Source organism: Mesobacillus sp. ABV4_180, from assembly GCF_056158485.1.
The window spans coordinates 742,301-763,198 of record NZ_JBSWTJ010000001.1; the positions used below are offsets into that span (position 1 = coordinate 742,301).

General features: G+C 40.5%; 14 protein-coding genes and 1 pseudogene. 12 read left to right on the forward strand and 3 right to left on the reverse strand.

All coding sequences use genetic code 11. The features are described from left to right. Window positions 1-73 precede the first annotated feature (73 nt). From ACXAEA_RS03655 to prfB, 10 genes are all read left to right on the forward strand, one after another. On the forward strand, window positions 74-4,840 hold the full coding sequence (locus tag ACXAEA_RS03655; protein WP_475094581.1) for a glycosyltransferase: 4,767 nt from the start codon (window positions 74-76) through the stop codon (window positions 4,838-4,840). 1,029 nt (window positions 4,841-5,869) lie between these two features. Further along, a complete protein-coding gene (gene flaG / locus ACXAEA_RS03660; protein WP_475094582.1) occupies window positions 5,870-6,235 on the forward strand; it encodes a flagellar protein FlaG in 366 nt (121 codons plus the stop codon). A 12-nt stretch (window positions 6,236-6,247) separates the two neighbouring features. Next, on the forward strand, window positions 6,248-8,317 hold the full coding sequence (gene fliD / locus ACXAEA_RS03665; protein WP_475094583.1) for a flagellar filament capping protein FliD: 2,070 nt from the start codon (window positions 6,248-6,250) through the stop codon (window positions 8,315-8,317). A gap of 27 nt (window positions 8,318-8,344) precedes the next feature. Continuing rightward, window positions 8,345-8,746, forward strand: a complete 402-nt coding sequence (gene fliS, locus ACXAEA_RS03670) for a flagellar export chaperone FliS (protein ID WP_475094584.1) — start codon at window positions 8,345-8,347, stop codon at window positions 8,744-8,746. Continuing rightward, on the forward strand, window positions 8,746-9,090 hold the full coding sequence (fliT, locus tag ACXAEA_RS03675; RefSeq protein ID WP_475094585.1) for a flagellar protein FliT: 345 nt from the start codon (window positions 8,746-8,748) through the stop codon (window positions 9,088-9,090). The genes fliS and fliT overlap by 1 nt, the downstream gene beginning before the upstream one ends. Next, window positions 9,091-9,480, forward strand: coding sequence for a DUF8042 domain-containing protein (locus ACXAEA_RS03680; RefSeq protein ID WP_475094586.1), 390 nt, complete (start codon window positions 9,091-9,093; stop codon window positions 9,478-9,480). Window positions 9,481-9,654: 174 nt separating this feature from the next. Continuing rightward, window positions 9,655-10,200: a ribosome hibernation-promoting factor, HPF/YfiA family gene (hpf, locus tag ACXAEA_RS03685; RefSeq protein WP_475094587.1), complete on the forward strand. Its 546-nt coding sequence runs from the start codon at window positions 9,655-9,657 to the stop codon at window positions 10,198-10,200. Window positions 10,201-10,310: 110 nt separating this feature from the next. Next, window positions 10,311-11,153 (forward strand): DUF1028 domain-containing protein, encoded by an 843-nt coding sequence (locus tag ACXAEA_RS03690; protein WP_475094588.1) that lies wholly within the window; start codon window positions 10,311-10,313, stop codon window positions 11,151-11,153. A gap of 210 nt (window positions 11,154-11,363) precedes the next feature. Next, window positions 11,364-13,877, forward strand: a complete 2,514-nt coding sequence (secA, locus tag ACXAEA_RS03695) for a preprotein translocase subunit SecA (RefSeq protein ID WP_475094589.1) — start codon at window positions 11,364-11,366, stop codon at window positions 13,875-13,877. 113 nt (window positions 13,878-13,990) lie between these two features. Next, window positions 13,991-15,101 (forward strand): peptide chain release factor 2 gene (prfB, locus tag ACXAEA_RS03700; protein ID WP_475094590.1). Its coding sequence is split into 2 segments (ribosomal slippage): window positions 13,991-14,062 and window positions 14,064-15,101, totalling 1,110 coding nucleotides; the frame shifts between segments, so codons are not numbered across the junction. A gap of 225 nt (window positions 15,102-15,326) precedes the next feature. On the opposite strand, the gene ACXAEA_RS03705 is transcribed toward prfB, so the two are convergent. The 3 genes and pseudogenes from ACXAEA_RS03705 to ACXAEA_RS03715 form a co-directional block, all read right to left on the reverse strand. Further along, window positions 15,327-15,740 carry a hypothetical protein gene (locus tag ACXAEA_RS03705; protein WP_475098193.1) on the reverse strand — a complete coding sequence of 138 codons (414 nt, stop codon included), beginning with the start codon at window positions 15,738-15,740 and terminating at the stop codon, window positions 15,327-15,329. A gap of 147 nt (window positions 15,741-15,887) precedes the next feature. Further along, window positions 15,888-16,325, reverse strand: a pseudogene (locus tag ACXAEA_RS03710) (nuclease-related domain-containing protein); the annotation flags it as partial. A gap of 293 nt (window positions 16,326-16,618) precedes the next feature. Continuing rightward, window positions 16,619-19,195 (reverse strand): CoA-disulfide reductase, encoded by a 2,577-nt coding sequence (locus tag ACXAEA_RS03715; protein WP_475094591.1) that lies wholly within the window; start codon window positions 19,193-19,195, stop codon window positions 16,619-16,621. A gap of 448 nt (window positions 19,196-19,643) precedes the next feature. On the opposite strand from ACXAEA_RS03715, the gene ACXAEA_RS03720 reads away from it, so the two are divergent. Both ACXAEA_RS03720 and cccB read left to right on the forward strand, forming a co-directional pair. Beyond that, the gene (locus tag ACXAEA_RS03720) at window positions 19,644-20,507 is read left to right on the forward strand and encodes a YitT family protein (protein WP_475094592.1); all 864 of its coding nucleotides are present in this window, start codon (window positions 19,644-19,646) and stop codon (window positions 20,505-20,507) included. A 50-nt stretch (window positions 20,508-20,557) separates the two neighbouring features. Next, window positions 20,558-20,869, forward strand: a complete 312-nt coding sequence (cccB, locus tag ACXAEA_RS03725; protein ID WP_475094593.1) for a cytochrome c551 — start codon at window positions 20,558-20,560, stop codon at window positions 20,867-20,869. Window positions 20,870-20,898 lie beyond the last annotated feature (29 nt).

The following is a 20,898-nucleotide window of genomic DNA, read 5'->3' on the forward strand; positions in this document are numbered from 1 at the left end:
TCCCTTATTTAATTCAACCATCTGAACACATATTTACGATAGTTATCTAATATTAGACAATATGGAGGATTTTATGGTACAGCTAAGTTTTACAATGATGGTAAAAAATGAATCAAAATACCTGGAGAGAGTATTGAAGAGTATTGATCCAATTAGAAAGTCTATTTCATGTGAAATTATAATTGTCGATACTGGATCTGAGGATGATACTGTTAATATTGCCAAAAAATATACAGATAAAGTTTATATTCATAACTGGACAAATGATTTTGCTGAGATGAGAAATATATCGTTGGACTATGCAAGTGGAGAATGGGTATTTATTTTAGATGGTGACGAGATAATTGAAAATCCCAATTCTATTATTGATTTTTTTAAGAATAATATACAAAAGGATTTCAATACGGCTTATATACATATAAAGAATGTTACTAGAGAATCTCAAGATCATACAAGCTATAATACAACGATTATTCCTAGGCTTTTCCGAAATACTGAGGACTTTAAGTTTGTTGGAAGTATTCATGAACAGCCAAACAAAAAGAAACCAATTACATTGATAGAAGCGTCCTTATTGCATTACGGATACTTAGCTACTGATAATATGTTAATGGAAAGAAAGTTTAAGCGTAACAAAGAATTAATTGAAAATGAATTAACTAAAGATCCAGAAAATATATACATGTTACATCAGCTCTTTAATACATACTCAATGTATAAAGATTATAGGAATGCACTAGAAGTAAGTTTGAAAGCATATAAAGTAGCAAAAAAGAAGAGATTGGACTTAAGGCAACATATGTATGTGTACTCTGATTTAACTATTTCCTATGTTTTAAACAATAGACAATCTGATGTAGAAAATATATGTCTAGAAGTGATTAACCTGACTAAAGGTGGGTATCCAGACTTTTATTATTACCTTGCGAAAGCTCAAGCAAGTTTAAATAAGAATAATGAAGCAATTGAAAATTATTTATTGTTCTTAAGAACATTAGAAAACTTTGATAATGAAGTAGGAAGATTAGATACTACTTTTGTACACTTTACAATGGGATTAGCAGAAGATGCCTATGTAAATTTAAGCTTATTATATTATTTGACAGAAAGTTATGAAAAAGTTATAGAGTTGTTCCACAATATAAACCAACCTTCTTATATAAAGTTAGTCATTAACGTTGTAATCAGTTCATACATTCATATAAACAAATATCAACAGTTATATGAAATCGTGGAAAATTTTAAATCAGAAAAATATAATGAAATTAGACCATATATATACAGTCAATTAGAAAATATAATATTTAATGTTACAAAAATAGAAAAAAAAGAGATTTTTCAAGTATTCTCAAATGGTGATGATACTTATAGCTTCTTAAATAAAATTCGTTTACTGATTCTTGATAATAATAATAAAGGCTCATTTGAAATCAATAATTTGGATTTTTCTAATTTACCTAATTACTTTGCTGATATTTTATACTATGCCATGAAGAGAAACATTCCACTGGGGGATAAATTAGGGAACTTAAAGGAAAATCAGATAAATAGTTATTTTGAATACTTGATTTCAAGATATGAGGATCTGAGTGATATTTTATTTGAATATATTACTACTTATGATACTCCTGAAAATTTCTATGATGTAAGATTTCTTAAGCTACTATGCAGATATATTCTTTCAATAAACGAATTAACTGACCATAAATACGAAATCATTTTTAATATATATCTTGAATTGGGATATCAATATATGTCAGAGATTTATCATTTAAATGTAATTGAAAATTTTTATTTGCAAGATATAAAAAATGATGAGGAAGCCTTCTTTATATATATGATGAATGCAAAAAAAATTAGTGAAGAAGACACCTTAAAATACTTTTATTTTATTAAAGAAGCAATAAAACAATTTCCGCTAGTAAAAAGAGGGATTGAGATGTTAGTGAGGCGCTATCAAATGGAACAGCAAGAAAATAGTAGTGATAACATGCTTTCTTATAAAAATAAAATAATAGAAAATATAAAACTGTTAATAGAAACAAGCAAATTAAATGAGGCCATTCACATTATAAATGAATATGTTAATATTAATGGTATTGATTTAGAGATAGCTTCTTTGAAAGGGGTAACACTTCTTTATTTAGGAGATTTAAAAGGTGCTGAGGAAGCCTTACTAAAAGGTATGCATATTAATAATCAGAATGAAGATATTTTATTTAATCTGGGTTACCTGAATAACATGAAAAAAAATTACTTAATGGCCCAATATTATTATCACCAAGTCCTTCAACATACTAATGATCAACATTTAATTGATGAGGTGAAAGGTCTTCTAATTGATATACAAAATCTTGTTGAGATAGAAAATTTTGATGATATGCCTTCATTGTCTCTTTGTATAATATGTTTTAATGCTGTTGAATATACGAAGCGTTGTGTAGATAGTATAAGAAAATATACGAAAGTTCCTTACAAAATTCATTTATTAGATAATGGCTCCACAGATAAAACAAGGGATTATTTAAAAAGCATCAGTAATGCAGAAGATATTGATGTCTTGCTAAGTAATACTAATTTAGGAGTACCGGGTGGTCGAAATTACTTAATTTCAAATTGTAAATTGAATGACTATGTAGTTTTTTTTGATAATGACATAGAAGTTAGTGAGGGGTGGTTTTTCCCTTTTTATGAAGAGTTAAATAACGATAACTCTCTGGGGATTATTGGAGTAGAGGGGTATGATATAAAGGTAATTCCGCCGACTAGATCATTACAAAAAATCGAATACGGAAAGGCAGATATTATAACAGGATATTGCATGTTTACAACCAGAAATTTAATAGAAAAAGTTGGTTTATTTGATGAAAACCTAGGGTTGTATTGGCATGACGACGATGATTATTCAGTAATGTCGTTTTATCACGGTTTTTCTAACAAAGTAATTCCTGCAAGTCTCATTCATCATGGAAGCAAATCCTCTGCAACCGAACCTAGTATGTTAAGTAGAACAATATCTCAGAAAAATTTAGAGTATTTAACTGAAAAGTGGACGGATTTAGGTATTATAAATAATGATGGAAGACTTACAAGTCAGAAATTTAATATCTTGTTGGAAGGTACAATATTTAGTAGTAGTAGTCTTTCTAAAGTCAATCAAGAAATTGCACTAAAGCTTATTAAAAAAACAGTTCATAGTTTATACCTAAAACCTTTGGATTCGCAACAACAATCAAGCCTGGATATTACTAATCATTTTTCAACCCATGTTATACAAGATGAACCATCTAATATTGATTTTCACATTCGTCATCAATGGCCACCGAACTTTAATGCCCCCAAAAAAGGCAAATGGGTAATTATCCAACCATGGGAGTATGGTTATATTCCAAAAGATTGGGTAGTCCCTATGAGAGATGATGTGGATGAAATATGGGTACCTAGTAACTATAACAAAAAGTGTTTTGTTGATTCGGGTATCCCAGAAAACAAGGTATATGTTATCCCTAATGGAGTGAATACAGACCTTTATAAACCAGACGGTGAAAAAATGTCCTTGGCAACAAACAAGAAGTTAAAGTTAGGATTTGTCGGTGGAACTATTTGGAGAAAGGGTATAGATATTCTGTTAGAAGCTTATATAAATACGTTTACTAACATTGATGATGTCACATTGATTATAAAAGACCATGGGGCAAACTCATTTTACAAGGGACAAACTATGTCATCTTATATTAATGAGCTTCAACAAAGACCAGAAAGTCCAGAGATAATTTACTTGAACGAAGACTTTAGTGAAGATGAAATGGCAACTCTATACCGATCTATTGACTGTCTTGTACACCCTTACCGTGGAGAAGGTTTTGGAATGCCAATTACAGAAGCAATGGCATGTGGAAAACCGGTGGTGGTAACAAACTTTGGAGCAGCTTTAGACTTTTGTGATAACGAGAATAGTTTTTTAATTCCTGCCAGAATTGGTCATTTTGAAGATAAGTTTGTAGGTGACATAGAAACAGTATCAAACCCATATGTAGCAATAGCAGACAAAGAGGCACTTTCAAGTATTCTTATGGATATTTACAATCTGCCAAGGTTCACTCTTGAAAAGAAGGGTGAAGAGGCTAGAAAAAGAATAGTGAAGGACTTTACTTGGGATATTGCAATAGATAAAATTATTAATAGATTAAAATTTTTACATGAAAAGACCAATAAAACATTTTCAAAAGATGATACTGAATATAAATTAAATAAAAAAGATACTTTCGTGCAGAAAGATAAAGTTGAAGACAGGAAACAAACACTATTAAATAATTATCAAGTGACGATTCCTGAGAATATTAAATTAGGGCAAAATGTATTGTTTTATCAAAATGCAATTTTTAATGGACAAGGGAACGTAATCATAGGTAACGATGTTGAATTTGGATACCAGTTTTCTTCTCATTTTTATGGGTTTCATGAATTAATTTGTGCTGAGACATTAAATTCGATAATATCTATTGGAGATAAAACTTCCATAAGTAACGACGTTTGTATAAGGGCATTAAATAAAATTGAGATTGGGAAAAAATGTTTAATAGGTGATAGGGTTACAATATACGATTCTGATTTTCATGAAATCGACCCACATAATCGAAGAAGGTCACCAGGGAAAATCTTGCCCGTTAAAATAGGTGACAATGTTTGGATAGGTTCGCAATCAATGATTATGAAAGGCGTCACTGTAGGAGAAAATTCTATTATTGCTGCAGGAAGTGTTGTAACAAAAAATGTACCAAGCAACTGTATAGTTGGTGGGAATCCTGCGAGAATTATTAGGACAGGGATTAATAAATAATTTTAAAAATATGATGTGTTTGGAAGTATTCCAACAATTTATTAATGGAACTTTATTAATAGTTGATATTCCGGATAGAAGACACTGATAAAAAAGTGCTCCTATCCGGTTTTTTTGTGTTGCAATATATTTAATAAATATGGGAGGAGGATATCATGAGTATGAATATTTTAACGAATATCAAATTAAAGAGCTTGAGAAGAATCCTAATGTATTTAGAGCTTCTGAAAGGTCAATCTCCTATAGTCCTGGGTTTAAGCTAAAAGCAGTTAAGGATTGCAAAAAGAAAAACACCATCGCAAATCTTTATTGAGCAGGGTTTTGACATTGCTATGATCCGGAAGGAACAACCCAAACATTGTCACAAACGCTGAAGTGATTCATATGAAAGGTTTGGAGAGAAAGGTTTCCTTACGTAACGCAGAGACAAAGGAAGTATAGGACGCCCCTCTTCAAAGCACCTTTCAGTTGAAGAGAAATTAAAGAAAGCTGAAGTAATAATTAAATTCCTTGAGGCAGAAATAGACTTCTTAAAAAAGCTGGAAGAGTTAGAAAGGCGGGCGCTGAAGAAGAAATGATTTTAACGGCAGTTGAGAGGTTTTCTTTAATAGAACATGAGTTAGAGAAAGCTGTTTTCTACCTATGTGAGCTGGTAGGTGTCAGCCGAAGTGGCTACAATGATTGGTTCAAGGATGTATCAATACGGGCACTACGTGAAAAGTAGGATGAATTGTATAGAGTTAATCAAAGAAATTTTAATAAGCAAAAAAGAAAAGTAGGTACCCTCCAGATTCGTTTACGGACAGTTTAAAAAAGTGCCTATATGGCTAACGATGCTGGAATCTGAATCTTAGCTTCTCTGAACCTTTTATAGTTAAACTTCCAGCATTTCCATTCAAAATCTCTTTCTTTAAAACAGAACGAACGTTCTGAGTCCGTTTTGTTATTATCTTGATATATAACAAACTAAAGAAACTCATTTTTCTTCCGATATAATGTAAAACAATGAAATATCAGGGGGACGTAGAGATGATTGAACGTGTATCATCAAATCAATTATCCTCACAACTTAGAAGCATTGAATTTGGAAATGCTGCAAACCAGATACAGGAAAAAGAAAGAAGTTTACCTATTGATCAAAAAGAAGAATCAGAGGAGAATATTACTTTTCCGAAAGAAAAAGCAAAAGAAATTGTTGATGGAATGAACAAAATCATGGAAGCTTCTCCTACTGCATTAAAGTTCGAATTCCATGAAAAGCTGAATGAGTACTACGTGAAAATCATCGACGAAAATACAAAAGAAACGGTAAGGGAAATTCCGCCAAAGAAAATGCTTGATTTTTATGCAGCCATGACTGAATTCATTGGCCTAATGGTGGATAAAAAGATCTGAAGGTGATAAATAATGTCAAGTATGAGAATAGGTGGACTTGCCAGCGGAATGGACATCGATCAAATAGTCGGTGACTTGATGAAAGCTGAGCGTATGCCATTAGATAAATTAAAACAGCAGAAGCAGACCCTTGAATGGCAACGAGATGATTATCGCTCTATGAACAGCTTATTGTTGAATTTCAGGTCCGAATTGATGAATATGAAGCTAACAACCCAATATAGAAGCCGTGTAACCTCATCTACACAACAAGATAGGGTAACTGCAACAGCAACCAGTGCTGCGTCAGCTTCCTCCTACTTGATATCGAAAGTTGACCAACTCGCAACTGCAGCTACCTTGAAAAATGGAAGCGAAATTTCAGCTGATGGTAAAAAAGTCGACCCAACCAAGGGATTGTTCCAATCCAGAACTGATTTTGCCAATAAGACATTTGGCTGGAAAGCTGGTGCTGTTGAATCGACTACCATTAATGTCACTTCTCAAGAAAATGAGTTCACAATTGATCTAAAGGGTGCTCAAATGAAGGACTTAGCCTTCATGAATGTAAAAGTCAATGGGACATCATATGAAGTTGTTTCCGCAATACCTGCAAATGGCCTGGGTGCTAACCAGGTATATGTAGATACTGCAGGTAAGCTAACATTCAAGGATGATCTGACAATCAATAGCAGTATCAAAGTGGATTATTTTACAGATAAGAAGGTTGAATCTTTTACATATAACGGAATAAAGAAAGATTTTCAGCTTGCCAAAGGCTCGATTCGAAATGATCTGAAATTGACGCTCGGGGATAAGGGATTCACTATTGATTCAACGGTTACTGCAGCAGACAAACCTCTTGTTGATGTAAATGACGGTAACAAAATTGTGGGAACCATCAATGTGGAAACTGGCAAGTTCTCGCTCAATGATGGGGTAGGTTCATCAGGAGAAATCAAGGTAGAGTATACTCAAAATTATTTTACCTTCGCGGTGTCATCCTATACATCAAAAGGGCTTGTACGGGAAAACTTTGGTGTTCAGGGATCGGAATCACTTAACAGTGTAATATCACGCGTCAATAGCTCAAATGCCGGTGTCACGATGTTCCACGATTCTTTTTCCGATCAATTGACTATGACAAGAAAAGAAACCGGGGACTTTAATACAGGGGAATCTTCACCTGGAGTTCTAAATCGGGAAATCATCACAACAGGAAATTTTCTCAATGAGGCTTTACAATTCGGCACTGGAATCGAAACAGGTGGTGAAAATGCTAAATTCACAATTAACGGGCTTGATACGGAAAGAAGCTCGAATACTTTTGAAATGAACGGGGTTACTTTTACATTAAAGCAAGAATTTACAACTGGAGCAGTTGAAATAAATGTTAGCAATGATTCAAATAAGGTATTTGAAAACATCAAAGCTTTTGTAGAAAAGTACAACGAACTGATCGATAAAATCCAAAAGAAAACTTCGGAAGAATATTATCGCAGCTATAAGCCTCTTACGGATGAACAACGTGAGTCACTGACAGATAAGCAGCAGGAGCAGTGGGAAGAAAAGGCGAAAAGCGGGTTATTAAAACGTGATTCAATTCTTACCGGAGTTCTCGGCAGTATGCGAAGCAATTTTTATGCTCCAGTTAGAAATGCAGCTGTTGATCCGCTAATGAATCAGTTAGCTAGCATTGGGATAAAGACTACTGCAAACTATCTTGAAGGTGGAAAGCTTGAAATTAATGAGGCGGCACTAAAGAAAGCAATTGAAGACAATCCTGAGTCCGTCGAAAACCTGTTCCGTGGAACAGGAACAACTAGCGATGAACAGGGAATCATACATCGTCTTTATGATACTGTTAACGGTGCGATGGATAAGCTAAAAGACAGGGCAGGGAACTCCTTCTCGACTACTAAGCAGTTCACACTTGGCCGTCAATTAGATAGTGTAGATAGTCAAATAAACCGTTTCGGGTCACGTTTGACACAAATCGAAGACCGTTACTGGCGTCAGTTCACTGCGATGGAAAAGGCAATCCAAAAAGCAAATAGCCAGTCTGCCTATTTGATGCAACAGTTTAGCGGCGGCATGTACTAATTTCCCTTTCAAAAAGGAGAGTAAATAATGGCACTAAATAATCCTTACCAGTCTTACCAGCAGAACTCTGTCAACACCGCTTCTCCAGGTGAATTGACTTTGATGCTATACAATGGTTGTTTGAAATTTATCAACCTGGCAAATGCTGCAATTAAAACAAATGATATTTCATCAAAGAATACGAACATTCAGAAGGCACAAAAGATTGTCCAGGAGCTAATGGTTACTCTAAATATGGACCTTGAAGTATCGCAAAATATGATGTCGTTATATGACTATATGAACCGCCGTCTGATTGATGCAAATATTAATAATGATCTTGCGGCTCTGAAGGAAGTTGAAGGGCTAGTAACGGACTTCCGCGATACATGGAAGCAGGTCATTCAAATGAATCGCCAGAAACAATACAGCCAGGGTGGCATGGCTTAATGAGCGCTGTAAAGGAATTTTATCAGGCTACTATTGAATTGATTCAAATTTTACAAAAGCCTCACGGAGAGCGGAATGATAAAATTTCTAAGGTTGAAGAGCTTTTGGAAAAGCGAGAGGTTCTAATAAAAGAAATCGTCTCTCCTTATACTCCTGAGGAGACAGAGCTGGGCAAGCAAATTGTCCAGCTGAACACCAGGCTTGACCAGCTTTTAAAGGCAGAAAAAATCTCAATTCAAAAAGATATCAAAAACCTGCAGGCGAAAAAAGAATCTAACACTAAATATGTTAATCCATATCAAAGCCTTTCGATGGACGGTATGTTTTACGACAAGAAGAAATAGGTGAATAGATTGGATGCATTATATGAAGAAAAATATCTATTGGTAAAACAGTATGTCGGACTGCTTAATACAATTGAAGAAGCTTTTGGCCACATTATTGCCAGTCTCGACCAAGGTAACATATCTGGTGCTGAACATTTATGGGAAGATGTTTTAATGGCTCTTATGCAAATTAAACAATCCAACAAGGTGCTCGCTGACCATTTTGCTGATCAAACAGGCGTACTCGATCAATTCTTTAGGATTAAATATGTAGTTGAAAAAGCACTCATGCTTCAATATAAGAACCACACAACTTGGGAGGAAGAAATTGGAGAAAGAATCTATCCTGCTTTTTCTGAATGGTCCAGGGAAATCACTAAATTATTCAGGCCTTCTTACATCAATTAACCGCCCAATTACGGGCGGTTTTTCTGTTTTAGGACAAGGTGTTGCAAAATATTTACTATCTCGACAGTAAAAACAGACATAAAATCGTCAAATCTTATTACTGTTTTTGCAGGAGTTCTTTGGGGTAAAATAGAATTAGTAATACATAGTCATATCCCAAAGGAGGAGTCCACTATGAACTACAACATTCGTGGAGAGAACATTGAGGTAACGCCAGCAATCAGAGATTATGTTGAGAAGAAGATTGCGAAGCTTGACCGGTATTTTACCGAGTCACCCAATGCCAACGTGAACGTGAACCTGAAAGTTTATCAAGATAAGAAATCTAAAGTTGAAATTACGATTCCGATGAAGGACCTTGTGCTTCGCGCAGAGGAAACTCATGAAGATATGTATGCGGCGATCGATTTGATCACTGACAAGTTAGAGCGCCAAATTCGCAAGCATAAAACAAAGGTAAACCGCAAATTCCGTGATAAGGAAAGCCTGAAGGACTTCGTTCCAATTTTCACTGAAGTCGAGCAGGTTGAAGACGAAGAGGATCTTGAAGTTGTCCGTACAAAGAGCTTCGACTTGAAGCCAATGGACAGCGAAGAAGCGATCCTTCAGATGAACATGCTGGGCCACAGTTTCTACGTGTTCACAAACGCTGAAACAAACCAAACAAACGTTGTTTACAAGCGTAACGACGGTCGTTATGGTTTGATTGAAGCACAATAATCTCAAAATCTACCCACAGTCAGAAATTGGCTGTGGGTTTTTAATTTGTGTTTTTGAAGGAGAAATTATACCGGACGCCGAAATAATTTTTTAATGGGAGGCGATCCAAAATGACATTTTCAATCGTAGGCTATGATCCTCATGAAAAAGAATGGGGAATTGCTGTTCAATCTAAATTCCTTGGAGTCGGGGCGGTTGTGCCTTTTGCTAAGGCGGGAGTGGGAGCTGTGGCTACCCAATCATACGCGAATACAGCCTATGGACCGCATGCGCTCGAATTAATGGCGCAAGGGAGAACAGCGGAAGAAGCACTGGAGTTGATCACAAAGGATGATCCTGACAAGGAGATGCGTCAGGTAGGTCTGATTGATGCTCACGGCAACGCCGCCACTTTTACTGGTTCATACTGCTATGACTGGGCAGGCGGGGTAACTGGCAAGCACTTCGCGGCACAGGGAAATATTTTAGTGGATGAAAATACGGTGAAGGCAATGGCGGAAACGTTTGAAGCTACGGAAGGATCTCTGGCGCACCGACTGCTGCAGGCGCTCAATGCCGGTCAGCAATCCGGTGGAGACAGCAGGGGCCAGCAGTCAGCAGCACTTCTTGTCGTCAAAGAGAAGGGTGGCTACGGCGGTTACAATGACCGTTACATCGATTTGCGTGTCGACGACCATCCTGAGCCAATCACGGAACTGATTCGTATTTACGGCCTGCAGCAGCTTTATTTTGCAAAATCAAAGCCTGAGAACGTGGTGGCAATTGTAGGTGAGGTAAAGGAAACGATCGTCCAGCACCTCAAGCGTCTTGATTACTTGAAGTCAGATCCATCAGACGAAGAAGAGCTCCATAAAGCCCTGACTTCCTACATCCACACCGAGAACTTTGAAGAGCGAGAGCAGGAAAAGGGTAAGATCGACTTAGAAGTTTTGGAGTTTATGAAGAATCAATAATAACCGAGTCCCTCTGTTAAACCAGCAGAGGGACTTTTTCGCAGTCCTGGATAAGTTGTCACCCCCAATCGTAAGTGGTAAGATAGTAATAAGAAAGAAATCGAATTTTTCAAAAAGGGATTCGGTGCATTCAGGGCGAATCTTTTTTCTTTGGAGCAATTTTTAACTAAACAAATACAACAAGATTCAATAGATAAAAGGAGCGTCTGTATGGGGATTTTAACGAAAATTTTCGACCAGAATAAACGCGATATTAAAAGACTGACTAAAATGGCGGATCAAATCGATGCGCTTGCAGGCGATATGGAAAAACTGTCGGACGAGCAGATTAAGGAAAAAACGGTCGAGTTCCAGAACCGTTACCAGAATGGCGAGACCGCTGATGATCTTCTTGTTGAAGCATTCGCGGTTGTCCGTGAAGCAGCAAAGCGTGTGCTTGGCCTGTACCCTTACAAGGTTCAGTTGATGGGTGGTATAGCACTTCACGAAGGAAACATCTCCGAGATGAAAACCGGTGAAGGTAAAACCCTTACGGCAACGATGCCTGTTTACCTTAACGCTCTAACTGGCAGAGGCGTGCACGTTATCACGGTCAACGAATACCTGGCAAGCCGTGACGCCGTTGAGATGGGCAAGCTGTATGAGTTCCTTGGCCTAACTGTTGGCTTGAACCTGAACAGCATGACGAAGGAAGAAAAGCAGGAAGCGTACCGCGCGGATATTACCTATGGTACGAACAATGAATTTGGCTTCGACTACCTGCGTGACAACATGGTGCTATACACGGAACAGAAAGTTCAGCGACCCCTGCACTTCTGCGTCATCGATGAAGTTGACTCCATCCTGATCGATGAAGCGCGAACTCCGCTGATCATCTCAGGTTCGGCGCAAAAATCTGCCGCACTGTACATTCAGGCAAACGCATTTGTCCGCACATTGAAGCGCGATGAAGATTACACATATGATGAGAAGACGAAGGGTGTCCAGCTGACTGAGGAAGGAATTACCAAGTCCGAAAGAGGATTTGGTATCGAGAACCTTTTTGACATCAAGCATGTGACATTGCTTCACCATATCAACCAGGCGATGAAAGCACAAGCGAGCATGCACCGCGATGTTGATTACGTCGTCCAGGACGGCGAGATTGTCATTGTAGACCAGTTCACTGGCCGTCTGATGAAAGGCCGCCGCTACAGCGAAGGATTGCACCAGGCGATCGAGGCAAAAGAAGGTCTTGATATCCAGAACGAAAGCATGACGCTTGCAACAATCACATTCCAGAACTACTTCCGTATGTACGAAAAGCTGTCCGGTATGACGGGTACGGCTAAGACTGAGGAAGAGGAATTCCGCAATATTTACAATATGAACGTTGTCGTTATCCCGACGAACCGTCCGATTGCCCGTGACGACCGTCCGGATTTGATTTACGCAACAATGCAAGGGAAATTCAAGGCTGTTGCCGAGGACATTGCAGAGCGCAATAAGGCTGGCCAACCAGTCCTTGTCGGTACAGTTGCAATCGAAACGTCTGAAATCATTTCTGCCTATCTATCGAAAAAAGGCATCAAGCATAATGTCCTGAACGCGAAAAATCATGAGCGTGAAGCGGAAATCATCGCTGAAGCCGGCCAGCAAGGTGCGGTTACGATCGCGACAAACATGGCAGGTCGTGGTACAGACATCAAGCTTGGTGAAGGTGTAAAAGAACTTGGCGGCCTTGCTGTTGTTGGTACTGAGCGCCACGAAAGCCGTCGTATCGATAACCAGCTCCGCGGACGTTCCGGACGTCAGGGAGACCCTGGTGTCACTCAGTTCTATCTTTCCATGGAAGATGAATTGATGCGCCGCTTCGGTTCTGACAATATGAAAGCGATGATGGAGCGCCTTGGCATGGATGACAGCCAGCCAATCCAGAGCAAGATGGTTTCAAGAGCCGTTGAATCTGCGCAAAAACGTGTTGAGGGTAACAACTTCGATGCTCGTAAGCAATTGCTTCAGTACGATGATGTTCTTCGCCAGCAGCGTGAAATCATCTACAAGCAGCGTGACGAGGTCCTTGAATCCGAAAACCTTCGCGGCATTGTTGAAACAATGATCAGGTCATCCCTTGAACGTAATGTCTCTGCCCATACTCCAGCAGGCGAGGATATGGAAAAATGGGATCTGAACAGCATCATCGATTATGTAAATGGCAACTTGCTACACCAAGCCGACATGACTGTCGAAGACCTTCAGGGCAAAGAGCAGGATGAAATCATCGAAGCCATCATGGCGAAGGTGAAAGAACGCTATGATGAAAAAGAAGACATGCTGACTGACGAGCAAATGCGTGAGTTCGAAAAAGTAATCGTTCTTCGCTCCGTTGACTCGAAGTGGATGGACCACATCGACCAAATGGACCAGCTTCGCCAGGGTATCCATCTCCGTGCATACGGCCAGATCGATCCACTGCGCGAATACCAGCATGAAGGCTTCGCGATGTTCGAGAACATGATTCTTTCCATCGAAGACGATGTTGCGAAATACATCATGAAGGCTGAAATCCGCAGCAACCTTGAGCGCCAGGAAGTAGCGAAAGGCCATGCGGTGAATCCAAAAGAAGGCGAAGGCGGCAAGGTCAAGAAAAAGCCAGTCGTCAAGTCAATGGATGTAGGCCGTAACGATCAATGCATCTGCGGCAGCGGCAAGAAATATAAGAACTGCTGCGGCAAAGCTGAATAAACTGATACAAGAGGCCGGCGGACCATCCGCTGGTTTCTTTTTGTGAGGCTAAATGTGAAATTCTTTTTAGAGTCAGATATAATAGAAATTAACTTTATTATGAGGTGAACGATATGGAATTAGCAGATATCAGGAATGAGCTTGAGAAAACAGCTAAGAAATTAGCGGACTTCAGGGGGTCTCTTTGACCTCGAGAACAAGGAAGCGCGAATCGCTGAGCTAGACGACAGAATGCTGGCACCGGATTTCTGGGATGACCAGCAGAAAGCGCAGGTCGTCATCAATGAAGCGAATGGGCTGAAAGAACAGGTCAATGTGTTCAACGAGCTGAGCGAGACTTACGAGAACCTTGATTTAACCTATGAGCTTGTAAAAGAGGAAGATGACGCGGATCTCAGGGAAGAGCTTGAGAAGGAGCTCGTTGAATTCAAAGAGAGCATGAGTGAGTTCGAGCTTCAGCTTTTACTGAGCGAGGAATACGATAAAAATAATGCCATCCTTGAATTGCATCCGGGTGCTGGCGGTACGGAGTCACAGGATTGGGGTTCCATGCTCCTCAGGATGTACACGCGCTGGGCGGAAAAGCGCGGCTTCAAGGTCGAAACTTTGGATTACCTTCCTGGTGACGAGGCCGGCATCAAGAGTGTCACGCTGGCGATCAAAGGGCACAATGCCTACGGATATTTGAAGGCTGAAAAAGGCGTACACCGTCTGGTTCGTATTTCGCCATTCGACTCATCGGGCCGCCGCCATACTTCATTCGTTTCCTGCGAAGTCATGCCGGAATTCAACAACGAAATCGAGATCGACATCCGCACTGAAGACTTGAAAATTGATACGTATCGTGCGAGCGGTGCCGGCGGTCAGCATATCAATACGACTGACTCTGCTGTCCGGATTACGCACTTGCCAACTGGTGTGGTTGTATCATCACAGGCAGAACGTTCACAGATCAAGAACCGTGAAACGTCGATGAAGATGCTTAAAGCTAAGCTTTACCAGCGTGAAATCGAACAGCAGCAAGCTGAGCTCGATGAAATTCGCGGCGAGCAAAAAGAAATCGGCTGGGGCAGCCAGATCCGCTCATACGTATTCCATCCATACTCCATGGTCAAAGACCACCGCACAAGCGCCGAATCCGGCAACGTGCAAGCCGTAATGGATGGGGATATTGATATGTTTATTGATGCTTATTTGAGGTCGAAATTGAGTTTGGGTGAGTAATTTTGCGGTCCCCTGCCTGGTTGAGCGGGGGATTTTTTGTGTGTAGAAAGAATCTCTCGGCAAAAAGGGATAATCTCTCGGTAAAAGCTTATAATCTCTCGCATATATTGGGTAATCTCTCACATTAGAACAAAATCTCTCGCCAACATATTTTATTCTCTCGTTTATCCAAATTCAGGGAAAATGCGAAGAATCCCCTGCCAAATTAAAGGGCAGGGGATTTTCTTATTTAGGATAATAAACTCTATTTTTCGTGGTTCCGGAAAAGGGGAGATTCATTTTTAGAAGGATTCTAGTGGCTGTTTTATCTGAAGGAATCAGTAAGAGCCTTCTAAGCTGCTTGTTTGTAATGGAAGGATTACCAATCAAAAAGTAATCCCTTATTGTTTGGACGTGAGCATCATTAGATCTGGTTCCACAACTTGGACAGTGCCAGCTCCCGGAAATTCGCTCCATATACAACTGGCTGCAGGATGGACATGCAACACCCTGGAGAAAATCGGTTGGAGATAGATTGAACTTATTTATATGGGATGCCTCGGGTTCGTGGCTTTTAATGAATAATTTAATTATCCTTTTTAGTTCTTTTTGGGAAAAGATCTCGTTTTTGTATGTATTTTTGAACTCTTCCACTTTCATGACTACAGAGCCGCCCTTACAAACTCTTTTATATATTTCTTCATTTTTTGTTGGATTTTGAAGGATGGAGCCTTGATTGCTGTAAGTAACGAGGAATTCAATAGGAGGAATCGTGAAGCGGTTATGTTTGAGCCATTGCACCAGCTGAATCAATTGCCTTTTTACTTGAATGACAGGATCATCATAAATTTCAACTTTATCATTATGTCTCCGTATGACTTGATTGAAATCGGGATCAAATTCTATAATACCTGGCATATTTTTATTTTCGATTAAAAGGATGAATGTATTTGAAAGTATGAGGAAATCCATTTGAAAGTGATTTTTGCGCAAGGGGAGGCGAATATCCTGGAGAATATAAAACTCGGAATCATTTAGAAGGTTTAAGTAATAATCCATATCCTGTTCACCTTTTAATCCAGCTTTTCGAATCAAAAGATCCTGGAGAATTTCGCTCCTTTTTGGATGATTGAGAGGAAGACGCCGCAATAAAGCTTCATCAATAAGGATACGTAAAGGTGTTGTTCTTTTTTTGACAATCAAAATGTAATCACTCCTTACTATTTTGGTGAGTATATTCGACATAAAGGTACAAAAATCCTGCTTTGTAAAAGGATGAGTTGCAAATTCGAGTTCTGAAAAATAGAATCTCTCACTAAATTAGGTTATTCTCTCGACAAGTAGCCAGAATCTCTCAGCTTCATCATATAATCTCTCGGATTATTATATTAATCTCTCTCGTAAAGGACTTAATCTCTCGTTTTGCCGTAATAAGGAAAAACCATAGGCAAATTACCTTTTTTCAACAACCCCACAAGCCCGTTGGCATGCTGCTGGCAAAAAAAGCAGCCTCCCCAAGGAAGGCCGCTCCCAAAATATTATATAAACAAATTCAACCCAGAATCTTCAGCATCGCCGAGAAAGGCTGCGACGCCGCCAATTTCAACTCCGTCGATGAGTTCTTCTTTTGCAATGCCCATGATGTCCATGCTCATGCCGCAGGCTACGAGTTTCACTCCGGCATCCATGGCGTTTTTCATCAAGATTTCGAGGCTGTCGACGTTTTTGTTGGCCATGACGGTTTTGATCATCTTGGCTCCCATGCCGCCCATGTTCATCTTGGACAGTGGCAGGTCGCCAGCGCCTTTTGGCATTATCATACTGAACATTTTCGCCATCATGTCTTTTTCGGTGGATGGCGCGTCGTTGCGCTTCAGGATGTTCAGTCCCCAGAAGGTGAAGAACAGAGTGACTTCTTTGCCCATCGCCGCCGCGCCGGATGCGATGATGAAGGTTGCGATTGCCTTATCAAGGTCGCCGCTGAAAACAACCATCGTAGCGCCATTTTTAGCAGGAACGCCAGTCGGAACTTCCACCGGAGCAGCAACTGTATTCACGGGCACCACCACATTGCCCTTCATGATTTGCGCTTTGAACTTCTTATCCTCAAACTTGTTGCTAACAAGCTTGTTGCCCGTCTTCTCGCACCATGCCTTGATATCCTTCGCGAATCCTGGGTCAGTTGCGTGAACCTCAAGTACTTCGCCGTTCTGCATGTCGCCGATTGTCTTATATACCTTCATGATCGGTCCCGGGCAAGACAGTCCGCAAGCGTCAAGTGTAGTCTTCACAGTCGGCGGTGCAATTCGAGCTTCAGCTACTGGTGCAGTTGTTGCCTGAGCAACCGTAGCTGCCTCAACGGCCATCCCAACGCTTGCCTCAGCAGCACCCGCAGCAATCTCTTCCATCGCGTGATTGCGTTGTGCAACCCCATTATCACTGATTGGCGTACCCCAGTTTTCGCTGGCGTCCGGCTCATACACACAAGAGTAAGTTTTGTAGCCGCCATCCAGGTTGCGCACCTTGAATCCAGCTTGAATCAAAATGCGAGTTGCAAGGTAACCACGTAGGCCGACCTGGCAATATACATATACTTCTTTAACAGGAATTTCATCGAGGCGTTCGCGAAGCTCGCCAAGCGGGATATTTACAGAGTCCTCAATCATGCCCATATCACGTTCGATTGGTTCACGGACGTCGATCAGATACCCGCCTTTAGCCAGGATTTCGTTGATTTCATGCCATTGAACGGTTTCCACCAGACCTTCCGCGATATTCTTCGCTGCATAACCCGCCATGTTGACTGGGTCCTTTGCAGAAGAGTATGGAGGTGCGTAAGCAAGTTCAAGATCCGGCAAGTCAAAAATGGTCATGCCGCCTTTGATTGCAGTAGCCAAAACGTCGATGCGTTTGTCTGCACCATCATACGATACAGCTTGCGCGCCGAAGATTTTTCCTGTCTCGCGGTCAAAAATCAATTTTAGCGCGATTGGGAAGGCGCCTGGATAGTATCCAGCATGAGAGCTTGGGTGAACGTGCACGACATCATAAGAGATGCCAAGCCGCTTCAATGTCTTCTCATTATTGCCAGTTGCTGCAACGGTCATGTCGAACACCTTCGCGATTGATGTGCCAAGAGTGCCCTGATACTTGGAATCGATGCCGTTGATTTGGTCAGCAACGATGCGGCCCTGGCGGTTGGCTGGCCATGCAAGCGGAATGTGAGTTGCCTGCCCATTGATATAGTCTTTTACTTCAATTGCATCTCCGATTGCATAAATGCTATCATCCGCCGTCTGAAGGCGTTCGTTCACCCGGATTGCTCCACGAAGACCAAGTTCAAGTCCAGCATTCCTAGCTAGCTTGTTCTCAGGTGCCACACCAATCGCAAGGATAACCAGATCAGTTTCAATTTGCTTTCCGCTGTTCAGGTTGATCAGCTTGCCGTTCTTTTCGAATGACTTCACGCCATCTTCAAGTACAAGGTTCACGCCTTTTTCACGAACATGCTGGTGTAAAATAGAGGCCATCTCAAAGTCGATTGGCGCCATTATCTGGTTTGCCATTTCAACGAGTGTCACTTCAATACCGCGTTCCCAAAGGTTTTCAGCCATTTCAACGCCGATGAAGCCGCCGCCGATGACTGTTGCTTTCTTCGGCTTTTGCTCATCCACATAAGCTTTTATTTTATCCGTGTCAGGAATATTGCGAAGCGTGAACAATGCTTCAGCCTCATCAATACCTGGAATAGGAGGCTTGATTGGGCTGGCGCCTGGTGATAAAACCAGAACATCGTAGCTTTCTTCATATGTTTCGCCTGTTTTCAGGTTCTTGATTTCAACCACTTTGCGCTCACGATCAATTCGAGTCGCCTCACTCAGATTGCGGATGTCCATGTTGAATTTCCTGGACATGCCTTCAACGGTCTGCACAAGCAATGCATCGCGCTCCTGGATCGCACCACCGATATAATAAGGAAGCCCGCAGTTTGCAAAAGAAATATATTCACCGCGTTCGATCATCACGATTTCTGTCTGTTCATCCAATCTTCTTAAACGAGCAGCTGTTGTAGCACCCCCAGCAACTCCACCTACAATAACAACTTTTTTAGCCATAATGATTACCCTCTTTCTGAAAAATATATATGCAAGTCAGTAATTTGTGATTTTGTCCCCCACACCGTAAACTTCAGTCTGGCCAGATGCTGACATACGGTAGTGAGCAAGTTTTTGATAAAATGTTTTCTATACAGGAAAGACTAATCATGTGATCGCCTCCTTATACGTGAAATATATCACAAAGTACGACTAGGGGTAAGGGTATTTTAAAAAACGTCAATAATTGTTCATAAATTCACAAACAAGCTAATTCCTGCAAAAGTTCTACTTGCAAAATGAATAAGTCGGGTTGTTTTTATTATTAGGGTAGAGGAAATGAAGTCAGAGGGTGATGATTACCGCAGCACGTCTTTCACCCTTTAACACGGCGCACTACTAGCGTTTACAGAAAATTCGACACATGCTATACTCACTGACGGCATAAATGTAAAAAGGGGATAGGACTTTGAAAAAAAGGCGTAATCATACATCAAATCCAACTATAGAAAAGCTTTTTGAATATTTATATGTGCTCATTGGTTCTGGGATTGTGGCGGTTTCATTCAATGTGTTCCTGCTGCCGAACCGGGTTGCTTCCGGCGGGGTGAGCGGGATCAGTACGATTTTGGATGCGACGCTTGGCTGGGTGCCGGCCTATGTGCAGTGGTCTTTCAATATACCTTTGTTTATTGCAGGGGTTGTTTTACTAGGACGTCAATATGGGTATAAAACTCTTGCAGGGACGATTTTCCTTCCATTTGTAGTGTTTCTGACCAGTGACGTTAAGCCGTGGACGCTAGATCCATTGCTTGGATCATTATTCGGCGGCATTGGAGTCGGCCTGGGGCTTGGGATTGTTTTTAGAGGGAACGCCTCAACTGGCGGAACGGATTTGGCAGCTCAAATCATCCACAAATACACTGGTCTCTCTCTTGGGACCTGTGTGGCTTTGATTGATGGATTGATCGTGCTGTCTGCTGCGATTGTTTTTGATATTGAAAGAGGTCTGTATGCACTTATCGGCCTATATGTCACCAGCAAAACAATAGACCTTGTACAGGTAGGAATTGGGCGTTCCAAGATGGCGATGGTCATTACCAATCGTCAGGATGAAGTTCGTGAAGCCATTCTGAATAAAATTGACCGTGGTGTGACAAAACTATCAGCATACGGCGGCTATACCGACCAAGAAAGACCAATTATCATGTGTGTGGTGGACCAGACGGAGTTCACAAAATTGAAACAATTGGTTCAATCCATTGACCCTGCTGCATTTGTCATTGTTATGGATGCTTCAGAGGTATTGGGGGAGGGTTTTAAAAGGACCTGAATCTGGTATAAAATAGTCGTGTATGCAAAATTTTCTTAGGGGGAGTTAAGTTGAAGAAGAAATTATTGGCTCTACTAATGGGTACCTCCTTAGCACTGGCAGCTTGCGGCGGCGGGGACGAAGCAGGCGGCGGAGATACAGCTGGTGCAGATCCGGAAAAACTTTTTAACCAGAAATGCTCAAGCTGCCATGGCGGCAATCTTGAAGGCGGCGTGGGACCGAAGTTAAGTGACGTAGGATCTCGTCTCTCCAAGGAAGACATTGAAGGCGTCATTGCAAATGGTCAAGGTTCAATGCCTCCAAAATTACTTGAAGGCGACGATGCTTCTGCAGTCGCAGAATGGCTGGCAAACAAAAAATAAGTTCTACAAAGGAAACGTCCTGAATTCTG

Coding starts and splice junctions, on each gene's coding strand:
- ACXAEA_RS03655 (WP_475094581.1), top strand. CDS start 74: ATGGTACAGCTAAGTTTTACAATGATGGTAAAAAATGAATCAAAATAC.
- flaG (WP_475094582.1), top strand. CDS start 5,870: ATGATTGAACGTGTATCATCAAATCAATTATCCTCACAACTTAGAAGC.
- fliD (WP_475094583.1), top strand. CDS start 6,248: ATGTCAAGTATGAGAATAGGTGGACTTGCCAGCGGAATGGACATCGAT.
- fliS (WP_475094584.1), top strand. CDS start 8,345: ATGGCACTAAATAATCCTTACCAGTCTTACCAGCAGAACTCTGTCAAC.
- fliT (WP_475094585.1), top strand. CDS start 8,746: ATGAGCGCTGTAAAGGAATTTTATCAGGCTACTATTGAATTGATTCAA.
- hpf (WP_475094587.1), top strand. CDS start 9,655: ATGAACTACAACATTCGTGGAGAGAACATTGAGGTAACGCCAGCAATC.
- ACXAEA_RS03690 (WP_475094588.1), top strand. CDS start 10,311: ATGACATTTTCAATCGTAGGCTATGATCCTCATGAAAAAGAATGGGGA.
- secA (WP_475094589.1), top strand. CDS start 11,364: ATGGGGATTTTAACGAAAATTTTCGACCAGAATAAACGCGATATTAAA.
- ACXAEA_RS03705 (WP_475098193.1), bottom strand. CDS start 15,740: ATGAAAGTGGAAGAGTTCAAAAATACATACAAAAACGAGATCTTTTCC.
- ACXAEA_RS03715 (WP_475094591.1), bottom strand. CDS start 19,195: ATGGCTAAAAAAGTTGTTATTGTAGGTGGAGTTGCTGGGGGTGCTACA.